Origin of the sequence: Streptomyces sp. NPDC048349, assembly GCF_040651925.1 — a bacterium.
Taxonomy (GTDB): domain Bacteria; phylum Actinomycetota; class Actinomycetes; order Streptomycetales; family Streptomycetaceae; genus Streptomyces.
In genome coordinates this window covers 12,463-38,829 of record NZ_JBEZLA010000051.1, presented here as the reverse complement: position 1 = coordinate 38,829, position 26,367 = coordinate 12,463, and the positions used below count along the sequence as shown (strand labels likewise).

The 26,367-nt window shown below is 72.0% G+C and carries 25 protein-coding genes; 11 read left to right on the top strand and 14 right to left on the bottom strand.

Annotation, left to right across the window (positions count from 1 at the left end; genetic code table 11):
* The first annotated feature begins 3 nt into the window (after positions 1–3).
* Both AB0D44_RS25210 and AB0D44_RS25205 read left to right on the top strand, forming a co-directional pair.
* Positions 4–504, top strand: coding sequence for an NUDIX hydrolase (locus AB0D44_RS25210; protein ID WP_362594928.1), 501 nt, complete (start codon positions 4–6; stop codon positions 502–504).
* A gap of 113 nt (positions 505–617) precedes the next feature.
* Positions 618–1,046, top strand: a complete 429-nt coding sequence (locus tag AB0D44_RS25205) for a hypothetical protein (protein WP_362594927.1) — start codon at positions 618–620, stop codon at positions 1,044–1,046.
* Here AB0D44_RS25205 and AB0D44_RS25200 read toward each other — a convergent pair.
* From AB0D44_RS25200 to AB0D44_RS25190, 3 genes are all read right to left on the bottom strand, one after another.
* Complete coding sequence (locus tag AB0D44_RS25200) at positions 989–1,591, bottom strand: methylated-DNA--[protein]-cysteine S-methyltransferase (protein WP_362594960.1); 603 nt, start codon at positions 1,589–1,591, stop codon at positions 989–991. The genes AB0D44_RS25205 and AB0D44_RS25200 overlap by 58 nt on opposite strands.
* Positions 1,588–3,063: an AlkA N-terminal domain-containing protein gene (locus AB0D44_RS25195; RefSeq protein ID WP_362594925.1), complete on the bottom strand. Its 1,476-nt coding sequence runs from the start codon at positions 3,061–3,063 to the stop codon at positions 1,588–1,590. Before AB0D44_RS25195 ends, AB0D44_RS25200 begins: the two co-directional genes overlap by 4 nt.
* A gap of 141 nt (positions 3,064–3,204) precedes the next feature.
* Positions 3,205–4,401 (bottom strand): helix-turn-helix domain-containing protein, encoded by a 1,197-nt coding sequence (locus AB0D44_RS25190; RefSeq protein WP_362594923.1) that lies wholly within the window; start codon positions 4,399–4,401, stop codon positions 3,205–3,207.
* Between the two features lie 195 nt (positions 4,402–4,596).
* Here AB0D44_RS25190 and AB0D44_RS25185 point away from each other — a divergent pair, with 195 nt between their 5' ends.
* From AB0D44_RS25185 to AB0D44_RS25165, 5 genes are read left to right on the top strand one after another with little or no spacing between them, the layout of a single operon-like run.
* Positions 4,597–5,385, top strand: coding sequence for an ABC transporter ATP-binding protein (locus tag AB0D44_RS25185; RefSeq protein ID WP_362594921.1), 789 nt, complete (start codon positions 4,597–4,599; stop codon positions 5,383–5,385).
* Positions 5,382–6,188 (top strand): ABC transporter ATP-binding protein, encoded by an 807-nt coding sequence (locus tag AB0D44_RS25180; protein WP_362594919.1) that lies wholly within the window; start codon positions 5,382–5,384, stop codon positions 6,186–6,188. Before AB0D44_RS25185 ends, AB0D44_RS25180 begins: the two co-directional genes overlap by 4 nt.
* Positions 6,185–7,075: a branched-chain amino acid ABC transporter permease gene (locus tag AB0D44_RS25175; protein WP_362594917.1), complete on the top strand. Its 891-nt coding sequence runs from the start codon at positions 6,185–6,187 to the stop codon at positions 7,073–7,075. Before AB0D44_RS25180 ends, AB0D44_RS25175 begins: the two co-directional genes overlap by 4 nt.
* Positions 7,076–7,130: 55 nt before the next feature.
* On the top strand, positions 7,131–8,198 hold the full coding sequence (locus AB0D44_RS25170; protein ID WP_362594958.1) for a branched-chain amino acid ABC transporter permease: 1,068 nt from the start codon (positions 7,131–7,133) through the stop codon (positions 8,196–8,198).
* Between the two features lie 44 nt (positions 8,199–8,242).
* Positions 8,243–9,475 (top strand): ABC transporter substrate-binding protein, encoded by a 1,233-nt coding sequence (locus AB0D44_RS25165; protein WP_362594957.1) that lies wholly within the window; start codon positions 8,243–8,245, stop codon positions 9,473–9,475.
* 126 nt (positions 9,476–9,601) lie between these two features.
* Here the strand turns inward: AB0D44_RS25165 and pssA are convergent, their stop codons facing one another.
* The 9 genes from pssA to AB0D44_RS25120 all read right to left on the bottom strand — a co-directional run bounded on the left by pssA (position 9,602) and on the right by AB0D44_RS25120 (position 20,604).
* Positions 9,602–10,456, bottom strand: coding sequence for a CDP-diacylglycerol--serine O-phosphatidyltransferase (gene pssA / locus AB0D44_RS25160; protein WP_362594915.1), 855 nt, complete (start codon positions 10,454–10,456; stop codon positions 9,602–9,604).
* Positions 10,449–11,105 (bottom strand): phosphatidylserine decarboxylase, encoded by a 657-nt coding sequence (locus AB0D44_RS25155; protein WP_362594913.1) that lies wholly within the window; start codon positions 11,103–11,105, stop codon positions 10,449–10,451. Before AB0D44_RS25155 ends, pssA begins: the two co-directional genes overlap by 8 nt.
* Positions 11,106–11,291: 186 nt before the next feature.
* Positions 11,292–12,497, bottom strand: a complete 1,206-nt coding sequence (locus AB0D44_RS25150; RefSeq protein ID WP_031158096.1) for an acyl-CoA dehydrogenase family protein — start codon at positions 12,495–12,497, stop codon at positions 11,292–11,294.
* 2 nt (positions 12,498–12,499) lie between these two features.
* Complete coding sequence (locus tag AB0D44_RS25145; RefSeq protein ID WP_030155134.1) at positions 12,500–13,012, bottom strand: MaoC family dehydratase; 513 nt, start codon at positions 13,010–13,012, stop codon at positions 12,500–12,502.
* Between the two features lie 5 nt (positions 13,013–13,017).
* Positions 13,018–13,992, bottom strand: a complete 975-nt coding sequence (locus tag AB0D44_RS25140) for a CoA ester lyase (RefSeq protein WP_362594911.1) — start codon at positions 13,990–13,992, stop codon at positions 13,018–13,020.
* Positions 13,989–16,058 (bottom strand): protein meaA, encoded by a 2,070-nt coding sequence (locus tag AB0D44_RS25135; RefSeq protein WP_362594909.1) that lies wholly within the window; start codon positions 16,056–16,058, stop codon positions 13,989–13,991. Before AB0D44_RS25135 ends, AB0D44_RS25140 begins: the two co-directional genes overlap by 4 nt.
* Positions 16,059–16,080: 22 nt before the next feature.
* Entirely contained in the window at positions 16,081–17,418 is a 1,338-nt protein-coding gene (ccrA, locus tag AB0D44_RS25130) for a crotonyl-CoA carboxylase/reductase (protein ID WP_362594907.1), read from the bottom strand.
* A gap of 395 nt (positions 17,419–17,813) precedes the next feature.
* Positions 17,814–18,629, bottom strand: coding sequence for a TetR family transcriptional regulator (locus tag AB0D44_RS25125; protein WP_362594906.1), 816 nt, complete (start codon positions 18,627–18,629; stop codon positions 17,814–17,816).
* A gap of 178 nt (positions 18,630–18,807) precedes the next feature.
* Entirely contained in the window at positions 18,808–20,604 is a 1,797-nt protein-coding gene (locus AB0D44_RS25120; protein ID WP_362594904.1) for a 3-hydroxybutyryl-CoA dehydrogenase, read from the bottom strand.
* A 451-nt stretch (positions 20,605–21,055) separates the two neighbouring features.
* Between AB0D44_RS25120 and AB0D44_RS25115 the strand changes: the two genes are divergently transcribed.
* Positions 21,056–21,616, top strand: a complete 561-nt coding sequence (locus AB0D44_RS25115) for an adenylosuccinate lyase (RefSeq protein ID WP_362594902.1) — start codon at positions 21,056–21,058, stop codon at positions 21,614–21,616.
* 12 nt (positions 21,617–21,628) lie between these two features.
* Positions 21,629–22,045, top strand: a complete 417-nt coding sequence (locus AB0D44_RS25110; RefSeq protein ID WP_362594900.1) for a RidA family protein — start codon at positions 21,629–21,631, stop codon at positions 22,043–22,045.
* A 3-nt stretch (positions 22,046–22,048) separates the two neighbouring features.
* Here the strand turns inward: AB0D44_RS25110 and AB0D44_RS25105 are convergent, their stop codons facing one another.
* Both AB0D44_RS25105 and AB0D44_RS25100 read right to left on the bottom strand, forming a co-directional pair.
* Positions 22,049–23,647 (bottom strand): alpha/beta hydrolase, encoded by a 1,599-nt coding sequence (locus AB0D44_RS25105; protein ID WP_362594898.1) that lies wholly within the window; start codon positions 23,645–23,647, stop codon positions 22,049–22,051.
* Positions 23,648–23,758: 111 nt separating this feature from the next.
* Complete coding sequence (locus AB0D44_RS25100) at positions 23,759–24,781, bottom strand: Rv2578c family radical SAM protein (protein ID WP_362594896.1); 1,023 nt, start codon at positions 24,779–24,781, stop codon at positions 23,759–23,761.
* Between the two features lie 159 nt (positions 24,782–24,940).
* Here AB0D44_RS25100 and AB0D44_RS25095 point away from each other — a divergent pair, with 159 nt between their 5' ends.
* Together AB0D44_RS25095 and AB0D44_RS25090 are read left to right on the top strand one after the other, a co-directional pair.
* Positions 24,941–25,384: an SRPBCC family protein gene (locus AB0D44_RS25095; protein WP_362594894.1), complete on the top strand. Its 444-nt coding sequence runs from the start codon at positions 24,941–24,943 to the stop codon at positions 25,382–25,384.
* 145 nt (positions 25,385–25,529) lie between these two features.
* On the top strand, positions 25,530–26,366 hold the full coding sequence (locus AB0D44_RS25090) for a M55 family metallopeptidase (RefSeq protein ID WP_362594892.1): 837 nt from the start codon (positions 25,530–25,532) through the stop codon (positions 26,364–26,366).
* The last annotated feature ends 1 nt before the right edge of the window (position 26,367 follow it).

The following is a 26,367-nucleotide window of genomic DNA, read 5'->3' as shown; positions in this document are numbered from 1 at the left end:
GAGGTGACCACCACGGATGACTACGCCGGCTACATCGCGAGCCTGCCCCGGGTGCTGGCCGGCGCGGCCGCGCTCTACCGGGACGCCGAGGGCAGGGTCCTGCTCGTCGAGCCCAACTACCGCGAGGGCTGGGCCCTGCCGGGCGGCACCATCGAGTCCGACCGGGGCGAGTCGCCGCGCACGGCCGCCCGCCGCGAGAGCGCCGAGGAGATCGGCATCGACGTGCCGCTCGGCCGGCTGCTCGCCGTGGACTGGACCCTCGGCCCGGGCCGCCCGCCGCTGGTCGCGTACCTCTACGACGGCGGCGTGCTCGACGCCGAGCAGCTCGCGTCGATCAGGCTCCAGGAGGAGGAGCTGATCTCCTGGCGGCTGGTCGACCCCGCCGAACTCACCGCGTACCTCCACGGATCGCTCGGCCTGCGCACCCAGGAGGCCTACCGGGTCCTGCAGTCGGGCGAGGGCGCCGCGGAACTGGAGAACGGCCGCCGCCCCCTTCCCTCGTAGGAACGGGTCTCGTCACCCCCGCATCCCTCGTCACCCGCGCATCCCTCGGCACCCGCGTACCCCTCGACACCCTCGTAACACCGGGCTTACCGCGAGCAGGACAGAATCAGCTGATGATCACGATGTACGCCTGGCCCAGCACCGCCGACGGGCCCGACGCCCTCCCCATGGTCCACTTCACCACCGACCAGCAGTCCGCCGGCGAGGTGACCCCGGAGGGCATGCCGGTCTGGCTGTTCGACACCGCGATCCGCGACGGCGGCTGGTTCCAGTTCACCGACTTCGACGGCTGGTCCGTGCCCGCCACCCAGTGGCAGGCCCTGTACCGCCGCGAGGACGACCTGCTCGCCGTCAGTGGCCCCGGCTCCTGCGAGGGCTGGTACGAGGGGAACCTCGGCGCCGACCCCGACTGGGTGGCGGCCGCCGCGGCCCGGCAGAGCGTGGTCCTGCTCGCCGCCCCCGTCCAGCACCCCTCGCTGTACGCCTACGCGGTCGAGGCGGGCGCCGCGTTCGCCCTGCTGGTCCCGCTGGTCGTGGTCTGAGGACGGGACAGCCCCCGGCTCTCCTGGAACTGCCGGGCGCCGGACTCGAAGTCGAGCAGGCGGACCTTGCGCTCGAGTCCGCCGCCGTAGCCGGTCATGCCGCCCGAAGCGCCGATCACGCGGTGGCACGGCACGATGATCCCGATCGGATTCTTCCCGTTGGCCAGCCCCACGGCGCGCGAGGCGTTCGGCTTGCCGAGCTCGGCCGCGAGCCGCCCGTACGACCAGGTCTCGCCGTAGGGGATGCGCACCAGCTGGTCCCACACGCTGCGCTGGAAGTCGGTGCCCTCCAGCCGCAGCGGCAGGTCGAACTCGGTGAGCTCCCCGGCGAAGTACGCAGCCAGCTGCCGCACCACTTCGGGGAACGGCTCCTCGGCCGCGGCGACCCGCTCCCCGAAGGACTCCTCGGCCGGGCGGTGCCGCTGTCCGGTCATGTACAGGCCGCTGAGGACCCCGCCCGTCGCGACGAGGGTGAGCGGACCGTAGGGGCTGTCGACGACGGTGTGCTGCTTGTTGCTGGTGTTCACGGTGTGTGTGCTCCTCAGGCGGGCAGGTGGTTGATGGCGTGGTCGTCGGTGGCCCACAAGTACTGGACGGCGTACGCGCGCCAGGGCCGCCAGCGGGCCGCCCGGGCGGTCAGCGCCGTGGGGGTGGACGGCAGCCCCAGCCCGTGCGCCGCGCGCCGGACGCCCAGGTCCGACGGCAGGAACGCGTCCGGGTCGCCGAGCGCCCGCATCGCGATGATCTCGGTGGTCCACGGGCCGAAACCGGGCAGCGCGGACAGCTGGGCGCGCGCCGCCTCCCAGTCGCTGTCGATGCCGAGCGGCAGCGAACCGTCGGCGAGCGCCGCGACCAGGGTGGTGAACGTGGTCCGCCGGGTGCGCGGCATGGCCAGCGACTGCGGGTCCAGCGCGGCGAGGGCCTGGGGGGACGGGAAGAGGTGGGTCAGCCCGCCCAGCGGATCCTCCACCGGCTCACCGTGCGCGGTGACCAGCCGGGCCGCGTGCGTGCGCGCCGCCGCGGTGGACACCTGCTGCCCGAGGACCGCCCGTACGGCGAACTCCGCGGCATCGACCGTACGGGGCACCCGGCGCCCCTGGGCCTTGTCCACGAGCGGGGCCAGCAGCGGGTCGGCGCGCAACTGCTCGTCGACCGCCTCGGGATCGGCGTCCAGATCGAGCATCCAGCGGCAGCGGCTGATGGCGATGGTGAGGTCGCGCAGGTCGGTCAGGGCGAGTCGGCAGCCGATGTGGTCGGGCTGCGGGGTCAGGGCGACGACCCCGGTGCCGTAGGGCAGGCGCAGGGTGCGGCGGTAGGCGCCGTCGCGCCACTCCTCCACGCCGGGGACGGCGGTCGCGGCCAGGTGCCCGAAGAGGTTGTCCGGGGTGAGGGGGGCCCGGAACGGCAGCCGGAGGCTGATCGTGCCGGGGATCCGGGGCTGATGGCGGTTGGCCTTGCCGGCGCGCAGCCGCAGCTCGCTGGGGGAGAGGGCGAAGACCTCGCGGACGGTGTCGTTGAAGGTGCGGATGGAGGAGAATCCGGCGGCGAACGCGACGTCGCCCATCGGGAGTTCGGAGGTCTCGATGAGCAGCCGCGCGGTCTGGGCGCGCTGGGCCCGTGCGAGGGCCAGGGGGCCGGCGCCGAGCTCGGCGCTGAGCTGGCGCTCCACCTGGCGCGTGGAGTACCCGAGCCGCGCGGCGAGCCCGGGCACGCCCTCGCGGTCCACCACTCCGTCCCGGATCAGCCGCATCGCGCGTGCGACGGCGTCGGCGCGGGCGTTCCACTCGGGGGATCCGGGGCTGGTGTCCGGCCGGCAGCGCTTGCAGGCCCGGAACCCGGCCTGCTGGCAGGCGGCGGCGCTGGGCAGGAAGGTCATGTTCTCGACCTTCGGCGGAACGGCGGGGCAGCTGGGCCGGCAGTAGATCCGGGTGGTGAGGACGGCGGTGAAGAACCAGCCGTCGAAGCGGGCGTCCTTCGACTGCACGGCCCTTACGCAGCGCTCGGTGTCGGTGTGCATGGCTCCAGGATCCGGGGCGAGATCCCCGACGGCTGGCGATTTTCCGACATCAAGCCTACGCCCGGGGCTCTGCCCCGCACCCCGCGCCCCGGCGGGGCTGAATCATGCCCCGCCGGCGCGCGCCGCGGGGCCGGACCCGGGTCAGGGGGTCGGAGTCGCCGAGAGGCGGTGGGCGTCGCGGGCCAGGGTCAGCGCGACCAGGTCGTGGGGCCGCGACAGGGACCGCGAGGTCAGGTGCTCCAGCCGCCGCAACCGGTTGAACACCGTATTGCGGTGGCAGTACAGCCGGCTCGCCGCCCGCCCGGCGGAGCCCTCCGCCGCGAGCCACGCGTCGAGGGTCTCCAACAGCAGCGCCCGGTCCGCCGGGTCCAGCCCCAGCAGCGGCCCCAGGACCGCCTGGACCAGCTCCCCCGCGAGCTCCGGCTGCCCCACCACCAGCGCGGCCGGCAGCCGCTCCGACAGCCGGACCAGCCCGCGCTCCTCCGCCCCGCAGGTGGCCAGCGCCGTCTCCGCCAGCCGCCGCGCCCGGCCCAGCTCCGCCAGCCCGTCCACCACCGGGCTGATCCCGCCGGGCCCGTGGCACCGGTCGGCCAGCTCCGCCGCCAGTTCATCCGGGGAACACGACCCGAGGGCCACCACGGCCAGTTCCTGCTCCGCCCGCATGCGCCAGAAGAGCCGCATCCCGCCCACCGCCGCCACCCGGTGCACCGAATCCCGCCGGTCCACGGGGAGCACGACCACCGCGTACCGCCCCTGCTCCGGCAGGTCCAGCCCCGCTGCCGCCCGCGCCGCAAGGCCCGGCGCCGCGTCCCCCTGGAGCAGCGCGTCCAGCAGGGCCTGCACCCGCTCGTCGCTGCGCCGCCGCATCTCCCGCTCGCCCGCCCGGTACGCCTCGGCCGTCGTCGCGGCCTGCTGCTCGATCCCGGCCCACATCGCCCCGGCCGTCCGCGCCAGCACCGGCAGGGCGTCCGGGTCCTCCTCGGTCACGATGTCCAGCAGCACGTCCCACGTCAGCCGCCCCGCCCGCCGGTACGCGTACAGCAAAAGGTCCAGCGGCAGCCCCTGTTCAGCCCGGCGCCGCCCCAGCTCCTCCGCGTACACGAGGTCCTTGCGCGTGTCCGAGCGGCGAGCGGCGAAGGCCTCGATGCCGTACCGCATGGCCTCGCTGATCTGCTGCCAGTGCTCGTCCCGCGGCACCACCAGGTCGTACAGCGGCGAGTGCTGCGCCAGATCACCGATCAGCCGCTCGGTCAGCTCGGGGACGCGCTCCAGCAGCACCTCGGCCGCCGTCAGCAGCACCGACCACTCCGCTTCCGTACGCGCCCTGCGTCCGCCCATGGCCGCTGAGGATGTCATCCGCGGGCCGCCGGCGTAAGGGGCCCCGTACCGAGGTCTGTGCCGTTGCACAACCGGACCCCACCCCCGGCTGGTCATCGGCAGCGATTCCGCTTCGGGGCGTGGACGGCCGTCCCGCCCGGTGCTGGTCTGTGCGCCAGCACAACGCCCGAACAGGGCCTGGCAGGGGGAGGGGAAGTGGCTTCGCTCCAAGTGCGCGAGCTGTCCGTCGGCTACGGGCCGGTCCGGGCGCTGCGCGCCGTGTCGCTCGACGTACCCGAGGGCGCCGTGGTCGTCGTACTCGGCGGGAACGGCGCGGGAAAGACGACCCTGCTGCGGGCGGTGTCCCGCACGCTCGCCTTCCACCGCGGCGCCGTCACCGGCGGAAGCGTGACCTTCGACGGCGTGCCGCTGGACGGACTGGCCCCGGCCCGGGCGGTGGCCGCCGGAGTGGTGCAAGTCCCCGAAGGGCGGCAGGTGTTCGCCCGGATGAGCGTCGCGGACAACCTGCGGGCGGGCACTCTGGGGGCCCGGGCCGGCTCCCGGTCCGACACCGCCCGCTCGCTGGCCCGCGTCCACGAGCTCTTCCCGGTCCTCGCCAAGCGCTCCCGGCAGCGGGCGGGCCTGCTCTCCGGGGGCGAGCAGCAGATGCTGGCCCTCGGCCGGGCCCTGATGGCCCGCCCCCGGCTGCTCCTCCTGGACGAGCCCTCCCTGGGCCTGGCGCCGAAGATGGCCGCGACGATCGCCGCGACCATCACCGAGATCAACGCCTCCGGCACCTCGGTGCTGCTGGTCGAGCAGAACGCGGCCCTCGCGCTCCGGCTGGCCTCCCACGCCTACGTCCTGGAGGTCGGCGAGGTCACCCTGTCCGGCCCGGCGGCCGAACTGGCCGCCTCGGACGAGGTGCGCCGCCGCTACCTCGGCATCACGGACGAGGCCGCCCCGGCCCCGTCGGAGACCCGCACGCTGGGCAGGTGGTCCGCATGACGGCGCTCCACGCCGCCGACGGGCGGGCGACGCCACCGCTCACCGTCACCGACGTCACGGTCCGCTTCGCCGGGCTCACCGCCCTCGACGGCGTCTCCTTCACCGTCGAGCCCGGCAGCCTGCACGCCGTCATCGGCCCCAACGGCGCCGGCAAGTCCACCTGCTTCAACGTGCTGTCCGGGGTCTACCGCGCCGCCTCGGGCAGTGTCCGCTTCGGCGCCGACGAGCTCACCGGCCTCGCCCCGCACGCCGTCGCCGGTCTCGGCATCGCCCGCACCTTCCAGAACCTGGCCCTGCCCCCGCACACCACGGTCGCCGACAGCCTGCTGCTCGGCCGCCACCGGCTGATGCGCTCCGGATTCCTCGCGGCCGGGCTCCGGCTCCCCGCCGCCGTCCGCGAGGACCGCCGGCACCGCGAACGGGTCCGCGAGATCGCCGCCTTCGTCGGCCTGGAGTCCGACCTGGCCGCGCCCGCCGGCTCGCTCCCGTACGGGAAGCAGAAGCTCGTCGAGCTGGCCCGGGCCCTGTGCATGGAGCCCCGGCTGCTCCTCCTGGACGAACCGGTTGCCGGAATGACCGCCGACGAACGCCGGCGCACCGCAGCCGTCATCGCCGGCGTCCGCAGCGGCCTCGGCATCTCGATCGTGCTGGTCGAACACGACATGGGGGTGGTGATGCGGCTCGCGGACGCGGTGACCGTACTCGACTTCGGCAGACGGATCGGCGGCGGGACCCCCGCCCAGGTGCAGAGCGACCCGGTGGTCGTCCGCGCCTACCTCGGAGAGGAGGAACCGGCCGCGTGACCACCTTCCTGGAACTGCTGCTCGGCGGACTGTCCATGGGCTCCGTGTACGCCCTGATCGCCCTCGGCTTCGTGGTCATCTTCAAGGCCACCGAGGTCGTCAACTTCGCCCACGCCTCGCTCCTCCTGGCCGGCGGCTGGGTCACCGCCGTCCTGCACGACGACATCGGCTTCTGGCCCGCGCTGGCCGCGGGCACCGGCGCCGCCGCCGCGGTCGGCGCCGCGGTGGAGTTCCTGGTCATGCGCCGCTACCGCGGCCAGGACCAGAGCGTCCTCGCCATCGTCACCATCGGCGTGGACATCCTGCTCACCACCGACCTCACCCGTCGCATCGGTACGGACGTACTCGCCCTCGGCGACCCCTGGGGCGACGCCGTGGTCCACCTCGGCCCGCTCACCCTCCCGCAGACCCGCATCGCGGCCTTCGTCTCCGCCACCGTCCTGATCGGCGCGTTCCTGATGCTGTTCCGGTACACGGCCTGGGGGGTGGCCATGCGCGCCGCCGCGGAGAAGCCGGAGACGGCCGCGCTGATGGGCGTCCGGCTGGGCCGGGTCTCCCTCGCGGCGTGGGCGGTTGCCGGGGCCCTGGCCGCCGTGGCGGCGCTCTTCCTCACCGTCTTCCCGACCCCCGGCCTGGAACGGGCCACCTCACTGGCCGCCCTCAAGGCCTTCCCGGCGGCCATCCTCGGCGGCCTCGACTCCACCACCGGAGCCCTGGCGGGCGGCCTCATCGTCGGCGTCACCGAGGCCATGGCCACCGGATACCAGGGCCAGCTCGCCTTCCTCGGCCGCGGGATCGGCGACCTCGCCCCGTACCTGGTCATGGTCGCGGTGCTGCTCCTGCGCCCGGCGGGCCTCTTCGGCACGAAGGAGCCCGCCCGTGTCTGACACCCCGACCCCGAGCCACCCGACCCCGAGCCACCAGGCCCTGCGCCACCCGGCCCTGCGCCGCCCGATCCCGAAGCGCGCGGTCCCGAAGCGCGCGGTCCTGTGGACCGCCGGGGCCGTCGTGCTCCTCGCGCTGCCCTTCTACCTGGAACGGTCCTGGCTCCAGGCCGGGCTGTTCGCCATCGCCGCGGCCATCGGGGCCATCGGCCTCAACCTGCTCACCGGCGCCACCGGCCAGCTGTCCATGGGACACGCCTTCTTCCTCGCCGTGGGGGCGTACGGGTACTGCGCGCTGGCCGGGGACGGCGGACGATCCGGCGGCCACGAGCTCGTCGGCCTCGGCCTGCCCAGCTGGCTGGCGGCCGTGCTCGCCGTCGGCCTCGCGGGAGCCGCCGGAGGTCTCTTCAGCCCCATCGCCGGCCGGCTGCGCGGCGCCTACCTCGGCATCGCCACCCTCGCGCTGATCTTCATCGGGCAGCACGTCCTGTTCAACGCGACCCCGCTCACCGGCGGCTTCAACGGCCGCGCCGTCGAACCGCTCTCCCTCCTCGGAATCACCTTCGACGACACCGAGACCGTGATCGCCGCCGTCCCCTTCCAGTCCGCCGAGAAGCTCTGGTACCTCGCCCTCGCCGCGCTCCTGGCCTGCGCCCTCTTCGCCCGCGGCGTCCTGCGCGGGCGCCCGGGCCGCGCCATGAACGCCATCCGCGACCACTCCATCGCCGCCGGCGTCATGGGCGTGCCCGTGGCCCGCTACCGCGCCGCCGTCTTCGTCCTGTCCTCCATGTACGCGGGCCTGGCGGGCGTCCTGCTGGCCCTGGTCTTCCAGCGCACCGTGCCCGACTACTTCGGCATGGTCCTGTCCCTCGAGTACCTCGCCATCATCGTGATCGGGGGTCTGGGCACGGTGGCGGGCGCCGTCATCGGCGCCGCGTTCGTCTCCCTGCTGCCCCAACTGCTCACCCGATACAGCGACGCCCTCCCGCTCGTCGCCGCCCCCGGCGCCGGCGGGGTCTCCCCGGGAGAGGCGTCGCGCTACCTGTACGGCGCGGCCGTCGTCGCCGTCGTCCTGTTCCTCCCGGGCGGCATCGCCCGGATCCGACCCCCGAAGGAGCCAGCGTGATCAGACCCGGCACGGACAAGCGAGCACGACTCGGTACGGCGGCCCTGGCGGCCGCGCTCCTCCTCGCCGGCGCCGCCGGATGCAGCGGCAAGGCCGGCACCGGCACCGAGGACAAGCAGGGCGAGGGCGGGGTCAAGGCCGGCAAAGGGGTCACCGCCACCTCCATCCGGCTCGGCGCCCTCACCGACATGACCGGCGTCTACGCCTCGCTCGGCAAGAGCGTCACACAGGCCCAGCAGCTCTGGATCGAGCAGGCCAACGCCGCGGGCGGCATCTGCGGCCGGCAGCTGGAGCTGACGGTCCGCGACCACGGCTACGACCCGCAGAAGGCCCTCGCCGGCTACACCGAGCTGGAACCGGAGGTGCTCGGCTTCGCCCAGTTCATCGGCTCCCCGTTCGTCGCCGCCGCCAAGGACCGCATCGACGGCCAGGACAAGGGGCTGGTCATCCCGCAGGCCTGGTCCGCCTCGCTGCTGGGGAGCCCGGCCATCCGCACGGTGGGGGCCACGTACGACATCGAGACGGTCAACGCCATCGGCTACCTCCTCGAACAGAAGCGCATCGCCTCCGGGGACAAGATCGGGCACGTGTACTTCGAGGGGGACTACGGCGAGAACGCACTGGCCGGGGCCAAGCACGCGGCCAAGGAGGCCGGGCTCACCGTGGTCGAGCAGAAGATCAAGCCCACCGACAACGACATGTCCGCCCAGGTCGCGGCGCTCAAGCAGGCCGGGGTGAAGGCCGTGGTGATCAGTGCGGGGCCCCGGCAGGCGGCCTCGCTGGTCGGGGTCGCCGCCGCCGGCGGCTGGAACGTCCCCGTGGTCGGCAACAACTCCGCCTTCTCCCCCCAGCTGCTCGCCACCCCCGCGGGCGCGGCCCTCCAGAAGGACTACTACGTCGCGGCGTCCAGCCTGCCGATCGGCTCCCCCGCCGCGGGCCCGGCGGCCCTGGCCGCGGCGTACAAGGAGGCCTATCCGGGCGCGGGCCTCGACAACGGCGTGGTGGCCGGCTACACGGCCGCGGCGGTCTACGGCGAGGCCCTGAAGAAGGCCTGCGCCGAGAAGGACCTCACCCGCGAGGGGGTCGGCAAGGCCCTGCTGACCCTGAAGTCCTACGACAGCGGTTTCGGCATCACCCACGACTTCTCCGACCCGAAGGCCCCCTCCACGCGCCAGAGCGTGATCATGAAACCGGACGAGCAGACCCCGGGCGGCCTCAAGGTGGTCAAGGAACCCGCCGTCGTGCCTGCGGCGCAGACCTACACCCCCGCCGGCTGAGGCACCAGGTCCGGGGCGGAGCCCCAAGCCCGGGCGCAGCCCGGGGCGGCCGGCGCGGACCACCGCATACGACGAAAAGAGGGCCCCGGATGCCATCGGCATCCGGGGCCCTCTCCCACGTCAAGCTCAGCGCAGCGTCGTGGCGCGGGCCTCGCGGCGGTTGTGCCGGAAGGTGTTCGCCCGCCGGGTCGTCGCGAACAGCGGGATCGTCGCCGCCATTGCGATCTGCAGCGCACAGCCGGTCTGGAGCAGCAGCTGACCGCCCGGGGCGTCGAACGCCCAGGCCGCCAGCAGCCCCATCGCACCGATGATCCAGCAGAGCATCGCCACCGCGAGGACACCCCGCGGCTTGGGGTACTCGACCCGGCTCACCATGAGCCACGCCACCCCGATGATCGCCAGCAGCGTCGGGACGAACGGAAGCTCCAGCAGGACGATCGAGACGACCGTCAGCGCGCCGAAGGGGCTCGGCATGCCCTGGAACATGCCGTCCTTCATCGTCACGCAGCTGAATCTCGCGAGTCTGAGCACCACGGCCAGCAGCACCACGATCGCGGCCAGCGCCGACATCTTCTGCACCGCGTCGTCGGCGACCATGCCGTAGACGAGCACGAAGTACGCGGGAGCCAGGCCGAAGCTGATCAGGTCGGACAGGTTGTCCAGCTCGGCGCCCATCGGCGAGCTGCGCAGCTTGCGGGCCACGATGCCGTCGAAGAGGTCGAAGACCGCGGCGAGCAGCATCAGTATCACTGCCGTCGCGGCGCTGTTGCGGGCCATGCCCGACTCGCCACTGCCGGTGAGGTGCGGGATGAGGATCCCGGTGGTGGTGAAGTACACCGCCATGAATCCGCACGTCGCGTTGCCGAGGGTGAGGGTGTCCGCTATCGACAGCCGCAGCGAGAGCGGCATGTCGTCCTCGGCGGACACCTCCTCGGCGGGCTCGGGCACCCAGCCGGCTGCCGGAGTCTCAGGGTCAGTCACGGTCAATTCGTGTCACCCCCGCGGTGGTGGCCTGACCGACCTCGACCGCGACCTCGACGCCCTCGGGGAGGTAGATGTCGACGCGGGAGCCGAAGCGGATCAGACCGATGCGTTCGCCCTGCTCGACCTTGGTGCCGGCCGGCAGGTACGGAACGATGCGCCGGGCGACTGCGCCGGCGATCTGCACCATTTCGATGTCACCGAGCTCGGTGTCGAAGTGCCAGACAACGCGCTCGTTGTTCTCGCTCTCCTTGTTGAACGCCGGGACGAATCCGCCGGGGACGTGCTCCACGGACGTCACCGTGCCCGCGAGGGGCGCGCGGTTGACGTGGACGTTCAGCGGGCTCATGAAGATCGCGACCCGGGTCCGGCCGTCCTTCCACGGCATGATGCTCTGCACCACACCGTCGGCGGGCGAGATGACACGGCCCTGGGCGATCTCGCGCTCGGGGTCGCGGAAGAACCACAGCATGCCCGCCGCGAGCGCGGTGGTGGGCACGGCCGCCGCGGCCCAGCGCCCGGACTTGCGAGCCCGGGTGAGGCTGAGCGCCGCGGTGGCGAGGGTCGGCAGAAGCCACGGCGATGCTCCGCGCGCGAGGCGTACGCCAAGGAGGCTGTCGCGAGGTGCAGAGGTTTGGCTGTGGGGCATGGATGACCTTCGTAGCGGGTGATTGCCGCGCCGCAAACGGGGGGACGGGACGGCGGCTTTACTGGAATGCTATCGGTTGCGCGCAACAACTGGGCAAGCCAGAAGCCGAGTCGATGTCCGTCAGCCAGTGACTGCTAGTGACTCTTCTGCGGCGAATCGGTGGATGATCCGCCGCAAAAGGGACATTCAGCCCTGGAGTCGGTACTCCTCGAGCAGGCGTCGCCCGATGATCATTTTCTGGATCTCGGCGGTACCTTCACCGATGAGCAGCATCGGGGCCTCCCGGTAGAGGCGCTCGATCTCGTACTCCTTGGAGAAGCCGTAACCACCGTGGATACGGAAGGCGTCCTCCACCACCTCCTTGCAGTACTCGGAGGCGAGGTACTTCGCCATCCCTGCTTCGAGGTCGTTTCGTTCCCCGGAGTCCTTTTTGCGTGCTGCGTTCACCATCATCGCATGGGCGGCTTCGACCTTGGTAGCCATCTCGGCCAGCTTGAACTGGATGGCCTGGTGCTCGGCGATCGCCTTGCCGAAAGTGTGACGTTGCTGGGCATACGAGACACCGAGCTCGAAAGCACGCTGAGCGACGCCGCAGCCACGGGCCGCCACGTTGACGCGGCCGACCTCCACCCCGTCCATCATTTGGTAAAATCCTCGGCCCGTCTGGCCGCCGAGGACCCGATTGGCCGGAATGCGCAGTCCGTCCATGATGAGCTCGGTCGTGTCGACGCCCTTGTAGCCCATCTTGTCGATCTTGCCGGGGATGGTCAGGCCCGGACGGACCTCACCGAAGCCCGGCTCCTTCTCGACGAGGAAGGTCGTCATCGACTTGTGGGGCGCCGTGCCCTCGGGGTGTCCTTCGTCACTTCGCACCAGAACGGCCACCAGGGTGGAGCTGCCGCCGTTCGTCAGCCACATCTTCTGGCCGTTCAGGACGTACTCGTCGCCGTCCTTCACCGCCTTGGACGTGATGGCCGACACATCGGAGCCGAGCGCCGGCTCGGACATCGAGAACGCGCCGCGCACCTCGCCCAGAGCCATGCGGGGCAGGAAGTGGTCCTTCTGCTCCTGCGTGCCGTGCTGCTTGAGCATGTACGCCACGATGAAGTGCGTGTTGATGATGCCCGAGACGGACATCCAGCCCCGCGCTATCTCCTCGACGCACAGTGCGTAGGTGAGGAGCGACTCACCCAGACCGCCGTACTCCTCCGGGATCATCAGGCCGAAGAGGCCGAGCTCCTTGAGGCCGTCGACGATCTGCTGCGGGTACTCGTCACGGTGCTCGAGCTCGGTCGCGACCGGAATGATCTCCTTGTCGACGAACTCCCGGACGGTCTTGAGGATCTCCCGCTGGACGTCCGTGAGCCCGGCGGTCTGGGCGAGTCGGGCCATGGCTACTTCCCCTGTTCCTTCAGCTGCGGGCGGCCGGGCTGTTCGCCGCCGCGCTCCTTGATGTACGTCTCGGTCGGGACCATCACCTTGCGCCGGAAGACGCAGACCAGGGTGCCGTCCTGCTTGTAGCCCTTGGTCTCGACGTAGACGATGCCGCGGTCGTTCTTCGACTTCGACGGGGTCTTGTCGAGGACCGTGGTCTCGCCGTAGATGGTGTCGCCGTGGAAGGTCGGCGCCACGTGCCGCAGGGACTCGATCTCCAGGTTGGCGATGGCCTTGCCGGAGACGTCCGGCACGGACATGCCGAGCAGCAGCGAGTAGATGTAGTTGCCCACGACCACGTTCTTGCCGAAGTCGGTCGTGTTCTCGGCGTAGTTGCTGTCCATGTGGAGCGGGTGGTGGTTCATGGTCAGCAGACAGAAGAGGTGGTCGTCGTACTCCGTGACCGTCTTCCCGGGCCAGTGCTTGTAGACCGCCCCGACCTCGAACTCTTCGTACGTGCGTCCGAACTGCATGGCGGTCAGGCCTCCGGGATCTCGAACTTGCTGGTGCGCTGCATACCGGCCGCGCGGCCCTTGCCCGCGATGACCAGGGCCATCTTGCGGCTGGCCTCGTCGATCATCTCGTCGCCGAGCATCGCCGAGCCCTTCTTGCCGCCGGCCTCGGACGTGCACCAGTCGTACGCGTCCAGGATCAGCTCGGCGTGGTCGTAGTCCTCCTGCGAGGGGGAGAAGACCTCGTTCGCCGCGTCGACCTGGCCCGGGTGCAGCACCCACTTGCCGTCGAAGCCCAGCGCCGCCGCCCGGCCGGCCACCTCGCGGTACGCGTCCACGTCGCGGATCTGGAGGAAGGGGCCGTCGATCGCCTGGAGGTCGTGCATGCGGGCCGCCATCAGGATCCGCATCAGGATGTAGTGGTAGGCGTCCGCGCCGTAGCCGGGCGGCTGCATGCCCACGACCAGCGACTTCATGTTGATGGAGGCCATGAAGTCCGCCGGGCCGAAGATGATCGTCTCCAGCCGCGGGGAGGCGGCGGCGATCTCGTCGACGTTCACGAGGCCCTTGGCGTTCTCGATCTGCGCCTCAATGCCGATCTTGCCGACCTCGAAGCCCATGGTCTTCTCGATCTGCGTGAGCAGGAGGTCCAGGGCCACGACCTGCTGGGCGTCCTGGACCTTCGGCAGCATGATGCAGTCGAGGTTCTGGCCGGCGCCCTCCACGACCGTGACGACGTCGCGGTACGTCCAGTGCGTGGTCCAGTCGTTGACGCGCACGACGCGGGTCTTGCCCGTCCAGTCACCGTTGTTCAGCGCGTCCACGATCGTGTGGCGGGCGCCTTCCTTGGCGAGCGGCGCGCAGGCGTCCTCCAGGTCCAGGAAGACCTGGTCGGCCGGCAGGCCCTGGGCCTTCTCCAGGAAGCGCGGGTTCGAACCCGGTACCGCGAGGCAGGAGCGACGCGGGCGAAGGCGGTTCACCGGGTGGACAGGCGTGGTCATGCGGGGACCTCCGTGCTTGCAACGATTTCGAGAGGGGCGAGCTTGTTGGCTTTGCGGATCTCGTCGACGATACGTCCGATGATCTCCGTGATGCCGAAGTCCTTCGGCGTGAAGACGGCGGCCACACCGGCTGCCTTGAGCGCAACTGCATCCGCGTTCGGAATGATGCCTCCGACGATGACGGGAATGTCACCCGCCCCCGCCGCGCGCAGCCGCTCCAGGACGTCCGGGACGAGTGCGCTGTGGGAGCCGGACAGGATGGACAGTCCCACGCAGTGCACGTCCTCGGCCAGCGCCGCGGAGGAGATCTCCTCGGGCGTCAGCCGGATGCCCTGGTAGACCACCTCGAATCCGGCGTCGCGGGCCCGCACGGCGATCTGCTCGGCGCCGTTGGAGTGCCCGTCCAGGCCGGGCTTGCCGACCAGCAGGCGCAGCCGGCCCGTGCCGAGCTCGTCGGCCGTGCGGGCCACCTTCTCGCGGACCTCGTGCATCGGCGTGCCGGGCTCGGCGGTGACCGCCACCGGGGCCGAGGAGACCCCGGTCGGAGCACGGAACTCGCCGAAGACCTCGCGCAGCGCGCTCGCCCACTCGCCGGTGGTGACACCCGCACGGGCGCACTCCAGGGTGGCTTCCATCAGGTTCTCGGTCCCCGCCGCGGCCTCCTTGAGGCGCTCCAGGGCCTGCCGGGTGGTGGGGAAGACGAACGGGTCGCCGCCCCCCTGCCGGTCCGAGGACTCCTGCCGCTCGGCCCGCCAGCGGGCGATGCGCTCGACGGTGAGCGCCTCCACCGCCGGGTCGACCGTCATGATGGCGCCGTCCAGGTCGGCCGTGAGCGGGTTCTCCTCGGTCTGCTGGAAGCAGTTCACACCGACGATCTTGTCCTCGCCGGCCTCGATCCGCGCCCGCCGTTCGGCGTGCGAGGAGACCAGCTGGGACTTCAGGTACCCGGACTCGACGGCGGCCATCGCGCCGCCCATCTCCTGGATCCGGTCGATCTCGGCCAGGCAGTCGGCGACCAGGGAGTCGACTTTGGCCTCGATGACGTGCGATCCGGCGAAGATGTCCTCGTACTCCAGCAGGTCGCTCTCGTGCGCCAGGACCTGCTGGATGCGCAGCGACCACTGCTGGTCCCAGGGCCGGGGCAGGCCCAGCGCCTCGTTCCAGGCGGGCAGCTGCACCGCGCGGGCGCGGGCGTCCTTGGAGAGGGTGACGGCCAGCATCTCGAGCACGATGCGCTGGACGTTGTTCTCCGGCTGCGCCTCGGTCAGACCGAGGGAGTTGACCTGGACCCCGTAACGGAAGCGGCGCTGCTTCTCGTTCTCGATGCCGTAGCGCTCCCGGGTGACCTGGTCCCAGATGCGGCCGAAGGCGCGCATCTTGCACATCTCCTCGATGAAGCGGACGCCCGCGTTCACGAAGAAGGAGATACGGGCGACCACCTCCCCGAAGCGCTCCTCGGGCACCTGGCCCGAGTCGCGCACCGAGTCCAGCACCGCGATCGCGGTGGACATCGCGTACGAGATCTCCTGGACCGGGGTGGCTCCCGCCTCCTGCAGGTGGTAGCTGCAGATGTTGATCGGGTTCCACTTCGGGATGTGGTTGACCGTGTACGCGATCATGTCCGTCGTCAGGCGGAGCGAGGGTCCCGGCGGGAAGACGTGCGTCCCGCGCGAGAGGTACTCCTTGACGATGTCGTTCTGGGTGGTGCCCTGGAGCCGGGATATGTCCGCGCCCTGCTCCTCGGCGGCCACCTGGTAGAGCGCCAGCAGCCACATGGCGGTGGCGTTGATCGTCATCGAGGTGTTCATCTGCTCCAGGGGGATGTCCTGGAACAGCCGCCGCATGTCGCCCAGATGGGAGACGGGGACCCCGACCCGGCCCACCTCGCCGCGGGCGAGGACGTGGTCGGGGTCGTAGCCGGTCTGCGTCGGCAGGTCGAAGGCGACCGACAGGCCGGTCTGGCCCTTGGCGAGGTTGCGGCGGTACAGCTCGTTGGACGCCTCGGCCGTGGAGTGGCCGGCGTACGTCCGCATGAGCCACGGCCTGTCCTTCTGGCGCTCTGTCATCTCAGGCGATCCTCTGCGGACTTCAGATGTTGCGGAACCGGTTGATGGCGTCGATGTGCTGGGCGCGCAGTTCGTGGTCGCGGACGCCCAGACCCTCCTCGGGAGCCAGCGCCAGGACGCCGACCTTGCCCTGGTGGAGGTTGCGGTGGACGTCGTACGCGGCCTGGCCGGTCTCCTCCAGGGAGTAGACCTTCGACAGGGTGGGGTGGATCTTGCCCTTGGCGATCAGCCGGTTGGCCTCCCAGGCCTCGCGGTAGTTCGCGAAGTGCGAGCCGATGATCCGCTTCAGCGACATCCACAGGTAGCGGTTGTCGTACTCGTGCATGTAGCCGGAGGTCGAGGCGCAGGTGGTGATCGTGCCGCCCTTGCGGGTGACGTACACGGAGGCGCCGAAGGTCTCGCGGCCCGGGTGCTCGAAGACGATGTCGATGTCCTCGCCGCCGGTCAGCTCGCGGATGCGCTTGCCGAAGCGCTTCCACTCCTTCGGGTCCTGGGTGTGCTCGTCCTTCCAGAACTTGTAGCCCTCGGCGTTGCGGTCGATGACCGCCGTCGCGCCCATCGAGCGGCAGATGTCCGCCTTCTCGGGGCTGGAGACCACGCAGATCGGGTTGGCGCCGCCGGCCAGCGCGAACTGGGTGGCGTAGGAGCCGAGGCCGCCGCTGGCGCCCCAGATCAGGACGTTGTCGCCCTGCTTCATGCCGGCGCCGTTGCGGGAGACCAGCTGGCGGTAGGCGGTGGAGTTGACCAGGCCGGGGGAGGCGGCCTCCTCCCAGCTGAGGTGGTCCGGCTTCGGCATCAGCTGGTTGGACTTGACGAGGGCGATCTCCGCCAGGCCGCCGAAGTTGGTCTCGAAGCCCCAGATGCGCTGCTCCGGGTCGAGCATCGTGTCGTTGTGGCCGTCGGAGGACTCCAGCTCGACCGAGAGGCAGTGCGCGACGACCTCGTCGCCCGGGTTCCAGGCGTTGACGCCCGGGCCGGTGCGCAGCACGACGCCCGCGAGGTCCGAGCCGATGATGTGGTACGGCAGGTCGTGGCGCTTGCTGAGCTCCGACAGGCGCCCGTAGCGCTCCAGGAAGCTGAACGTGGACACCGGCTCGAAGATCGAGGTCCACACGGAGTTGTAGTTGACCGAGGAGGCCATGACGGCCACCAGGGCCTCGCCCGGGCCGAGTTCCGGCAGCGGAACCTGGTCCAGGTGCAGGGACTTGCGCGGGTCCTTCTCGCGGGTGGTGAGCCCGGCGAACATCTCCGCCTCGTCCTTGTGCACGGTGATCGCGCGGTACGAGTCGGGGAGCGGCAGGGCCGCGAAGTCGGCGGCCGTAGCGGCCTGCGACTGGATCGCGTCCAGGATGTCCTTCACGGTAGAGCCTCCGGCTAGCGCTGATGAGGGTGCGCTGAGGTGAACGGTGCGTGGAACGGGTGCGGGTGTGCCGTCGGTCCGGCTGGTGCAGTGGTGCTGGCGACGCCTGTGGTGGGGCGTGCGGGGCCTGGTGACGCAGGCATCCGGGGCGCGTTCCGTGCCGAGTGGGCGTGGGCCGCGGGGACATCCGGACGAGATTCAACGTATGGCACCCCGTGTCACCCGGCAAGGCACCGCGTGCCAAAACTTTCTCTCATTTGCCGATTGACCTGCACCGATGAGCGATGATCGATCAGAGTTACCCGCGAGTAGGGGCAAGCCGGACAAACAACAGGGCCGCCCCCGGATCGGGGGCGGCCCTGTGTGACGAGGATCGCGCGGTGCTGCCTGCCGGACTACGTGGTGCGCAGTGCCTCTTCGATGGTCCGCATGACCTCGTCCAGCGGGGCGTCCGTCCGGGCCACCGCCACCAGCACCTCGCCCTGCGTGCGGACCGCGGCCGGCGCGGCGGGCGCCGTGGGGTTCAGGGTCCGGCCCGCGCCGATCCCCGTGCCGAAGGTCTTGCGCACGATCGCGAAGGCGTGGTCCAGCTGCGCCTCCACGTCCCCCTGGCCGCCCGCCCGCAGCCAGCGCCGCAGCACGTGGTTGTGGGCGGTCACCACCGCGGAGGCGGCCACCTCGGCCAGCAGCGGGTCGTCGTTGCCGTCGTGGTGGTCCTGCTCGTCGAAGTGGGCGAGCAGGTAGCGGGTGAACAGCCGCTCGTAGCGGGCCACGGAGGCGATCTCCCGCTCCCGCAGCGCCGGCACCTCGCGGGTCAGCCGGTAGCGCTCCACCGACACCGCCGGCGAGGCGGCGTACATCTTCATGACTTCCTTGATCCCGCGGCACACCGTGTCGAGCGGGTGCTCGTGCGCCGGGGCCGCGTCGAGGACGGCCTCGGCGCGGGTCAGGGTGTCGTCGTGGTCCGGGAAGATCGCCTCTTCCTTGGACCGGAAGTGCCGGAAGAAGGTCCGCCGCGCCACTCCCGCGGTCGCGGCGATCTCGTCGACCGTCGTCGCCTCGTACCCCTTGGTCGCGAACAGCTCCATCGCGGCCGCGGCGAGCTCGCGGCGCATCTTGAGCCGCTGTGCGGCCGCCTTGGTGCCGGCCGTGCTCTCCTGTGGGTCGGAGGCCGCGGCGGCGCGGGACGAGGTCTTGGCGGGCTGGGACATAGAGCGAACGTACTTCATCTGCGCGGCGGCGTGCGCCCGAGGGGGGTGGGACGGGGGTGGATGCGGGGGAGGACCGGCACTGGGCACACAGTGCTCGTCGGGAGGGTTCGCCCACCGTGAGGGTGCGGAGGGCCCGAGGAGCCCTCCCCACGCATCCGGCTCGTGGCCCGGCCGGGGCTTACCGGCGGGCGTACTCACGGAATCCGCGGCCGGTCTTCCGGCCCAGGCAGCCCGCCGCCACCAGGTGCTCGAGCAGCGGGGACGGGGCCAGGCCCGGGTCGCGGAACTCCTGGTGGAGGACCTTCTCGATGGCCAGCGAGACATCGAGGCCGACCACGTCGAGGAGCTCGAAGGGTCCCATCGGGTACCCGCCGCCCAGCTTCATCGCCGCGTCGATCTGGTCGAGGCTCGCGTAGTGCTGCTCGACCATCTTGATCGCGTTGTTGAGGTACGGGAACAGCAGGGCGTTCACGATGAAGCCGGCCCGGTCGCCGCAGTCCACCGGGTGCTTGCGCACCTTGACGCAGACCTCGCGGACCGTGGCGTGCACGTCGTCGGCCGTCAGGACCGTGCGGACCACCTCGACCAGCTTCATCGCCGGAGCCGGGTTGAAGAAGTGCATGCCGATCACGTCCTGCGGGCGCGAGGTCGCGCGGGCCACCGCGATCACCGGCAGCGAGGAGGTGGTCGTCGCCAGCACGGCGCCCGGCTTGCAGACCTTGTCGAGGGCCGCGAACAGCTCCTGCTTGACCGCGAGGTCCTCGGCCACGGCCTCCACGGCCAGGTCCACCTCGGCGAAGGCGTCCAGCGAACCGGCCGGGGTGATCCGGCCCAGGGTCTGCGCGGCGGCCTCCTCGGTCAGCCGGCCCTTGGACACCGCACGGCCCAAGGACTTGCCGATCGCGGCCTTCGCCGCCTCCGCCTTCTCCTGGCTGCGGGCGGCCAGCACCACGTCGAAGCCGGACTGCGCGAAGACCTGCGCGATCCCGCTCGCCATGGTGCCGGAGCCGGCCACGCCGACCGAGGTGACCGGCCGCCCCTCGCCGAGGCGGGCCCCGTCCAGGGGGGTCAGGGCGTCGCGGACGATCGTGGAGCTGCCCGGTGCCTCGTAGGTGTAGAAGCCGCGCCCGGCCTTCTGGCCGGTCAGCCCGGCCTCCGCGAGGTGGCCCAGGATCGGCGCCGGAGCGTGCAGCCGGTCACCGGAGGAGGTGTACATGGCCTCCAGGACGGTGCGCGCGGTGTCCACGCCGATCAGGTCGAGCAGCGCGAGCGGACCCATGGGCAGGCCGCAGCCGAGCCGCATCGCCGCGTCGATGTCCTCGCGGGAGGCGTACTTCGCCTCGTACATGGCCGCGGCCTGGTTGAGGTAGCCGAACAGCAGGCCGTCGGCGACGAATCCGGGCCGGTCGCCGACCGCGACGGGCTCCTTGCCGAGCGCGCGGGCCAGCTCGGTGACGGCCTCGACGGCCGACGGGGCGGTCAGCACGCTGGAGACGACCTCGACCAGCTTCATCGCCGGGGCCGGGTTGAAGAAGTGCAGGCCCACCACGCGCTCGGGGTGCTGCGACTCGGCGGCGAGCCGGGTCACCGACAGGGCGTTGGTGCCGGTGGCCAGGATCGTGTCGGGCCGGACGATCGCGTCGAGCTCGCGGAATACCTGCTGCTTGAGCTCGTACGACTCCGGCACGACCTCGATGACGAGATCGGCCTCGGCGGCGGCGCCCAGCTCGGTGAAGGTGCGGAAGCGGGCGAGCACGTCCGCCCGCTCCTGCTCGGTGAGGCGCTCCCGGGTGACGGAGCGCCCGGTGGCCGCCGCGAGCGCGTCCGCGGCACGGCGGGCGGCGGTCTCGCTGATGTCGATGCCGATGACCTCGCGGCCGGCGCGGGCGAGGACCTCGGCGATGCCGGTGCCCATCGTGCCGAGTCCGACGACGGCGATGGTCTGGAGGGTGGGGTGACTGGACTGACGGTCCATCGAGGGACTCCAGTGGATGAGGGTGACGACTGAGGGGGCGCGCGGCGCACACCGCGCGCGGATGCCGTACGGAAGACCAGGCGGAACCGTGCGGAGGAAGCCAGCGGGAAGGAGCCCGCGAGCAGATGCCCGTGGGGCGCAGGCCCGGAGGCGGACGCCCGGAAGCAGGTGGCCCGGGGCAGGCGCCCGAAGGGCCGTGCCCGCGGAGCGGAAAAGCGGCGGAGACCCTGTCCCGGGGGCGCCGTGGAGTCGTGCAGAACCGACCGGCACGGGGCGGCTGCGTCACCAGGCCGCCCTCGTACGTATGGAAGCGACAGTAACCCGCCGGTAACTGGTGCGCCAGAGCGCGGAGATGTGACCTGTACCGCCCAAATGTACCGATCATCGATCATCGATCATCAATCGCCGAGAACGGGCCGTGGCGGCCTCCTCGGCCCCCTAGGGTGGCCGCGTGAACGACGTGCTGGAGCGCCTGCGGGCGGAAGCCACCGGTTCCCCGGAGTACCCGGAGTACGAGGCGCTGCTCGCCGCCGGCCCCGATGCCCTGGCGGCCGCCCTGACCTCCGCCGGGCTGCCCCTGTGGGCCCGCGAACTGGCCGCGTACCGGCTGGGTCTGGCCGGGGACCGCCGCGCCTTCGAATCCCTCGTGCTGCTGCTCAACCACCGCGACCCGCCGCGCTGCGCCGCGGCCGCCGAGGCGCTGGCCGTGCTCGGCGACCCGCGCACCGCCCGCGCGGCGGCCGCCCTCGCCACCAACGGCCTGCGCACCGCCTACGCCCTGCAGCCCGTCCGCCTGCTCACCGCCCTGCGCGCCCCGGAGTCGGCCCCGGCCCTGATGGCGACCCTGTCCCGGCTGCTCTCCCCGCACGACCCCTACTGGCGGGTCGCCCTGGCCTGCGTGGAGGGCCTCGGCGCCCTCGGCGACCCGCGCGCCCGCGAACTGCTGACCCGCGCCCAGGCCCACCCCCGCCTCGCGGTCGCGGCCACCGCCGCGCTGCGCGCGCTCGGCTGACATGATCGGCCCATGACCGATCACCAGAGCACCCGCCTCGCCCGCATAGCCGCGCCCGAGGGCGTCGCCCCCGCCGCCGGCTACGCGCACGTCGTCATGGGCACCGGGCGGTTCGTCGCCGTCTCCGGGCAGTGCGCCCTCGACGAGAAGGGCGCGGTCGTCGGCGAGGGCGACCCCGCCGCCCAGGCCCGCCAGGTCTTCGAGAACCTGCGGCGCTGCCTGGCCGCGGCCGGGGCGACCTTCGACGACGTCGTGAAGCTGACCTATTTCGTCACGGACGTCGCGCACCTGCCCGCGGTACGGGAGGCGCGCGACGCCGTCATCCCCGCCGACCGGCTGCCCGCCTCCTCGGCCGTCCAGGTCGCGGCCCTGTTCCGGCCGGAACTGCTGCTGGAGGTGGAGGCCTTCGCGGTGCTGCCGGCCGGCTGACCCTCAGCCCCGGAAGCCGAGCAGCCCGTGCAGGGCCGCGCCGCCGGCCGAGGAGGGGACCGCACGGGTCGCCGCGGTCGGCTTCGGGGCCTCCTGGGCGGGGCAGCTGGCGTCCGCCGCCCGGCCCGTCTTCAGGTACGCCGAGACCTTCTCGTCCAGGCACTTGTTGCCGCTGAGCGAGATCCCGTGGTTGCCGCCGCCCTCCTCGACGACCAGGGCCGCGCCCTTCAGCTTCTCCCGCATGCTGAGCGCCCCCTGGAACGGGGTCGCCGCGTCGTCCGTCGCCTGGAGCAGGAGGGCGGGCGGCAGGTCGGCGTTGGTCACGTCCGGGGCCTCGAGCGGCTCCGTCGGCCAGAACGCGCACGGCGCGTTGTACCAGGCGTTGTTCCAGGTCATGAACGGGGCCTCGGCGTGCGTGCGCCACATGTCCGCACGCCACTGGTTCCAGTCCTTCGGCCAGGCCGAGTCCCGGCACTGCACCGCCGTGTAGACGCTGTAGCCGTTGCCCGCGGAGGGCTCCACCGCGCCGAACCGCTCGTACGCGGCCACCAGCGGCTTCGGGTCCTTCTTCACCGCGTAGGCCGCGAAGGCCTCGGCCAGGCTCGGCCAGTAGCCGTTGAAGTACCCGCCGGGCATGTAGGTGTCCTCCAGCTCCGCCGGACCCACCTTGCCGCCCGCGGGCGCCCGTCGCAGCGCGTCCCGCATGGCGTACCAGCGCCCCTCGACCTCGGCCGCGCCGGTGCCGAGCCCGTAGGTGGCGTCGTACTTCGCCACCCAGGCCAGGAAGGCCTTGTGGCGGGAGTCGAAGGCCCGGTCCTGCGCGAGGTTGTCCTCGTACCAGACGCCTCCCGGGTCGACCACGGAGTCCAGGACGAGCCGGTGCACCCGCTGGGGGTGCAGCTTGGCGTACACCGCGCCCAGGTAGGTGCCGTACGAGTAGCCGAAGTAGCTGATCCGCTCCGCGCCGAGGGCCGTGCGCAGCAGCTCGATGTCGCGGGCCGCGGAGACGGTGCCGATGTGCGGCAGCACGTCCCCGTGCGCGGCCTGGCAGGACTCGGCGAAGGACCGCACCCGGTCCAGGTTGGCCTGCTCGGTCGCCGCGTCCACCGGTACGGAGTCCGGCCGGACCGGGGCGAAGTGGCCCGACCCGCAGTCGAGGGCCGGCTCGCTCTTGCCGACGCCCCGTGGATCGAAGCCGATCACGTCGAACCGGGCCGCCACGTCCTTGGGGAGGGCGGAGGCGACGAAGCCCGCCAGGGTACGCCCGCTGCCGCCCGGGCCGCCCGGGTTGACCAGCAGGGGGCCGGCGGAGGTGGCGGCGGTGTGCGGGACGCGGGTCAGGGCGAGGGAGATCTGGCGTCCGGCGGGCTTGGCGTGGTCGAGGGGGACCTTGAGGGAGGCGCACTGGAGCGTCGGGTAGCGGGGGGTCGCGCAGCCGGTCCAGCGCAGCGGGGCCTGCTTCGGCACGGCTGCCGCCGGGGCCGCCGGGGCCGCCGGGGCCGCCGGGGCGGCCGAGACCGGGCTCGCGAGGCCGGACGCGACGGCCGCGACGGTCGAGATCGACAGCAGGACAGCGGCGCGCTTCTTCAAGGGGTGGAGCATGGGGCCTCCCAGCCGAGGGTTCTGGGCGGAATCGTCCCGGAAACCGCGCCCGGAAAGCGGGATTGGGCCGCCCATTGGCCCGATGTGATGACCTCTCGGGGGTGAGGGGCGTCAAAGGAGGGTGAGCTGGGCGGGCGCGGCGGGCGCCGGCCGCTCGGGGACGACGACCCGGCGGGCCGCCCCGCGCCCGCTCGGCCCGATGCCGAATTCCGCCGCCAGCTCGTGGACTTGGCGGGTGATCTGCCGCTGGTACCAGGTGGGCGCGTACGAGCCGCCCGCGTACATCCGTTCGTACCGCTCCACGAGGTGCGGGTGGTGCGCGCCCAGCCAGGCCGTGAACCACTCGCGCGCCCCGGGCCGCAGATGGAGTACCAGGGGTGTCACGGAGGTCGCGCCGGACCGGGCGATGGCGCGGACGGTGTCCCGCAGCTGCTCCGGCGCGTCGCCGAGGAAGGGGATGACCGGGGCCATCAGGACACCGCACTCGATCCCGGCGTCGGTCAGTGTCCGCACGGCGCTCAGCCGCGCGGCGGGGGAGGGCGTCCCGGGTTCCACGGTCCGCCACAGGGCGGCGTCCGTGAAGCCGACGGAGACGGAGATCCCGACCTCGGTGACCGCCGCGGCCTCCTGGAGGAGGGGCAGGTCGCGCAGGATCAGCGTGCCCTTGGTGAGGATCGAGAAGGGGTTGGCGCGCTCGCGCAGCGCCTCGATGATCCCGGGCATCAGCCGGTAGCGGCCCTCGGCGCGCTGGTAGCAGTCGACGTTGGTGCCCATGGCGATGTGCGCGCCGCTCCACCGGCTCGAGCCGAGCTCGCGGCGCAGCAGTTCGGGGGCGTTGGTCTTGACGACGATCTGCGAGTCGAAGCCGATGCCGGTGTCGAGGTCCAGGTAGCCGTGGGTCTTGCGGGCGAAGCAGTACACGCAGGCGTGGCTGCACCCGCGGTAGGGGTTGACGGTCCATTCGAACGGCATGCGCGAGGCCCCGGGCACCCGGTTGACGATCGAGCGGGCCCGGACCTCGTGGAAGGTGATCCCGCGGAACTCGGGCGTGTCGATCGTGCGCGTCACGACGGCGTCGGCCCCGAACAGCGCGGCGGGGCCGCCCGGGCCCCCGGTCAGATTCTCCCAGCGCATGGCGCCTCCTCGGTGTCGGCCCCGAGAATAGAACAAACGTTCCCATGATCGTGCGGGGGGCTTCCGGCCGGGGCGCTCGTCGACGGCGGATTTGGGCGACCGCCCCGGAGGTGGTTGGCTTCGGCGTGACGAGCGATCACAACTGCTGGAGGAACAGCTATGGCGCAGGTCGAGGCCACCACGGAGCGGATCATCGCGGCCGACGCGGAGACCGTGTTCGACGCGCTGGCGGACTACACCGGGACCCGCGGGAAGCTGCTGCCCGAGCACTTCAGCGAGTACGAGGTGCGCGAGGGCGGCGACGGCGAGGGGACCCTGGTCCACTGGAAGCTCCAGGCCACCAGCAAGCGCGTGCGGGACTGCCTGCTCGAGGTCAGCGAGCCCACCGACGGTCAGCTGGTGGAGAAGGACCGCAACTCCTCCATGGTCACCACCTGGGTGGTCACCCCGGCCGGCGAGGGCAAGTCCAAGGCCGTGGTCACCACCGTGTGGAACGGCGCCGGCGGCATCGGAGGCTTCTTCGAGCGCACCTTCGCCCCCAAGGGCCTCGGCCGCATCTACGACACCGTCCTGGCCAACCTGGCCGCCGAAGTCGAGGCCTGAGCCCGGGCGTTGCCCGCCGCCGGGCGGCTCACCGGATCGGGTGGAATTCCGGGCCGGTGGGCCGTCCGGGCCCGGGCGTGGCCCCCGGGCCGGACGAGGTGCGAGAGCTAGGCTGGGGCTCCGCAACCGATCGTCCGGGGGCCCGATGAAGATCCTCATCTCCGCCGACATGGAGGGCGCCACCGGCGTCACCTGGCCCGAGGACGTGCTGCCCGGAGCGTCCCAGTGGGAGCGCTGCCGGCACATGTTCACCTCCGACGTCAACGCGGCCGTGCTCGGCTTCTACGACGGCGGCGCCGACCAGGTCCTCGTCAACGAGGCCCACTGGACCATGCGCAACCTGCTGCTGGAGAAGCTCGACGCCCGCGCCGAGATGCTCACCGGCCGCCACAAGACGCTCTCCATGGTCGAGGGCGTCCAGCACGGGGACGTCGACGGGATCGCCTTCGTCGGCTACCACACCGGAGCCGGCTCCGAAGGGGTCCTCGCCCACACCTACCTCGCCAACTCCATCACCGGCGTCTGGCTCAACGGGACCCGGGCCAGCGAGGGACTGCTCAACGCGCACGTCGTCGCCGAGTACGGGGTGCCCGTCATCCTGGTCACCGGCGACGACCTGACCTGCGCCGACGCCGCCGGTTACGCCCCGGACGCGGTGACCGTCGCCGTGAAGGACCACGTCTCGCGCTACGCCGCCGTCTGCCGGACCCCCGCCCGCACCGCCGCCGACATCCGCGCGGCGGCCAAGGAGGCCACGGCCCTGGCGGTCCGGCGCGATCCGGTGCCCGGCGGCGGCCCCTACACCGTGGAGGTGGAGTTCGACGCCGAGCACCTGGCCATGGCGGCCACGGTGGTCCCGGGCGCCGAGCGGTGCGGCGAGCGCCGGATCGCGTACAGCAGCGAGACCATGTACGAGGGGATCCGCACCTTCAAGGCGGTCACGACGGTCGTCTCCGCGGCCGTGGAGGAGCAGTATGGCTGAC

Coding starts and splice junctions, on each gene's coding strand:
- AB0D44_RS25205 (WP_362594927.1), top strand. CDS start 618: ATGATCACGATGTACGCCTGGCCCAGCACCGCCGACGGGCCCGACGCC.
- AB0D44_RS25195 (WP_362594925.1), bottom strand. CDS start 3,063: ATGCACACCGACACCGAGCGCTGCGTAAGGGCCGTGCAGTCGAAGGAC.
- AB0D44_RS25190 (WP_362594923.1), bottom strand. CDS start 4,401: ATGGGCGGACGCAGGGCGCGTACGGAAGCGGAGTGGTCGGTGCTGCTG.
- AB0D44_RS25180 (WP_362594919.1), top strand. CDS start 5,382: ATGACGGCGCTCCACGCCGCCGACGGGCGGGCGACGCCACCGCTCACC.
- AB0D44_RS25155 (WP_362594913.1), bottom strand. CDS start 11,105: ATGCCCCACAGCCAAACCTCTGCACCTCGCGACAGCCTCCTTGGCGTA.
- AB0D44_RS25150 (WP_031158096.1), bottom strand. CDS start 12,497: ATGGCCCGACTCGCCCAGACCGCCGGGCTCACGGACGTCCAGCGGGAG.
- AB0D44_RS25145 (WP_030155134.1), bottom strand. CDS start 13,012: ATGCAGTTCGGACGCACGTACGAAGAGTTCGAGGTCGGGGCGGTCTAC.
- AB0D44_RS25140 (WP_362594911.1), bottom strand. CDS start 13,992: ATGACCACGCCTGTCCACCCGGTGAACCGCCTTCGCCCGCGTCGCTCC.
- AB0D44_RS25135 (WP_362594909.1), bottom strand. CDS start 16,058: ATGACAGAGCGCCAGAAGGACAGGCCGTGGCTCATGCGGACGTACGCC.
- AB0D44_RS25125 (WP_362594906.1), bottom strand. CDS start 18,629: ATGTCCCAGCCCGCCAAGACCTCGTCCCGCGCCGCCGCGGCCTCCGAC.
- AB0D44_RS25120 (WP_362594904.1), bottom strand. CDS start 20,604: ATGGACCGTCAGTCCAGTCACCCCACCCTCCAGACCATCGCCGTCGTC.
- AB0D44_RS25110 (WP_362594900.1), top strand. CDS start 21,629: ATGACCGATCACCAGAGCACCCGCCTCGCCCGCATAGCCGCGCCCGAG.
- AB0D44_RS25105 (WP_362594898.1), bottom strand. CDS start 23,647: ATGCTCCACCCCTTGAAGAAGCGCGCCGCTGTCCTGCTGTCGATCTCG.
- AB0D44_RS25100 (WP_362594896.1), bottom strand. CDS start 24,781: ATGCGCTGGGAGAATCTGACCGGGGGCCCGGGCGGCCCCGCCGCGCTG.
- AB0D44_RS25095 (WP_362594894.1), top strand. CDS start 24,941: ATGGCGCAGGTCGAGGCCACCACGGAGCGGATCATCGCGGCCGACGCG.
- AB0D44_RS25090 (WP_362594892.1), top strand. CDS start 25,530: ATGAAGATCCTCATCTCCGCCGACATGGAGGGCGCCACCGGCGTCACC.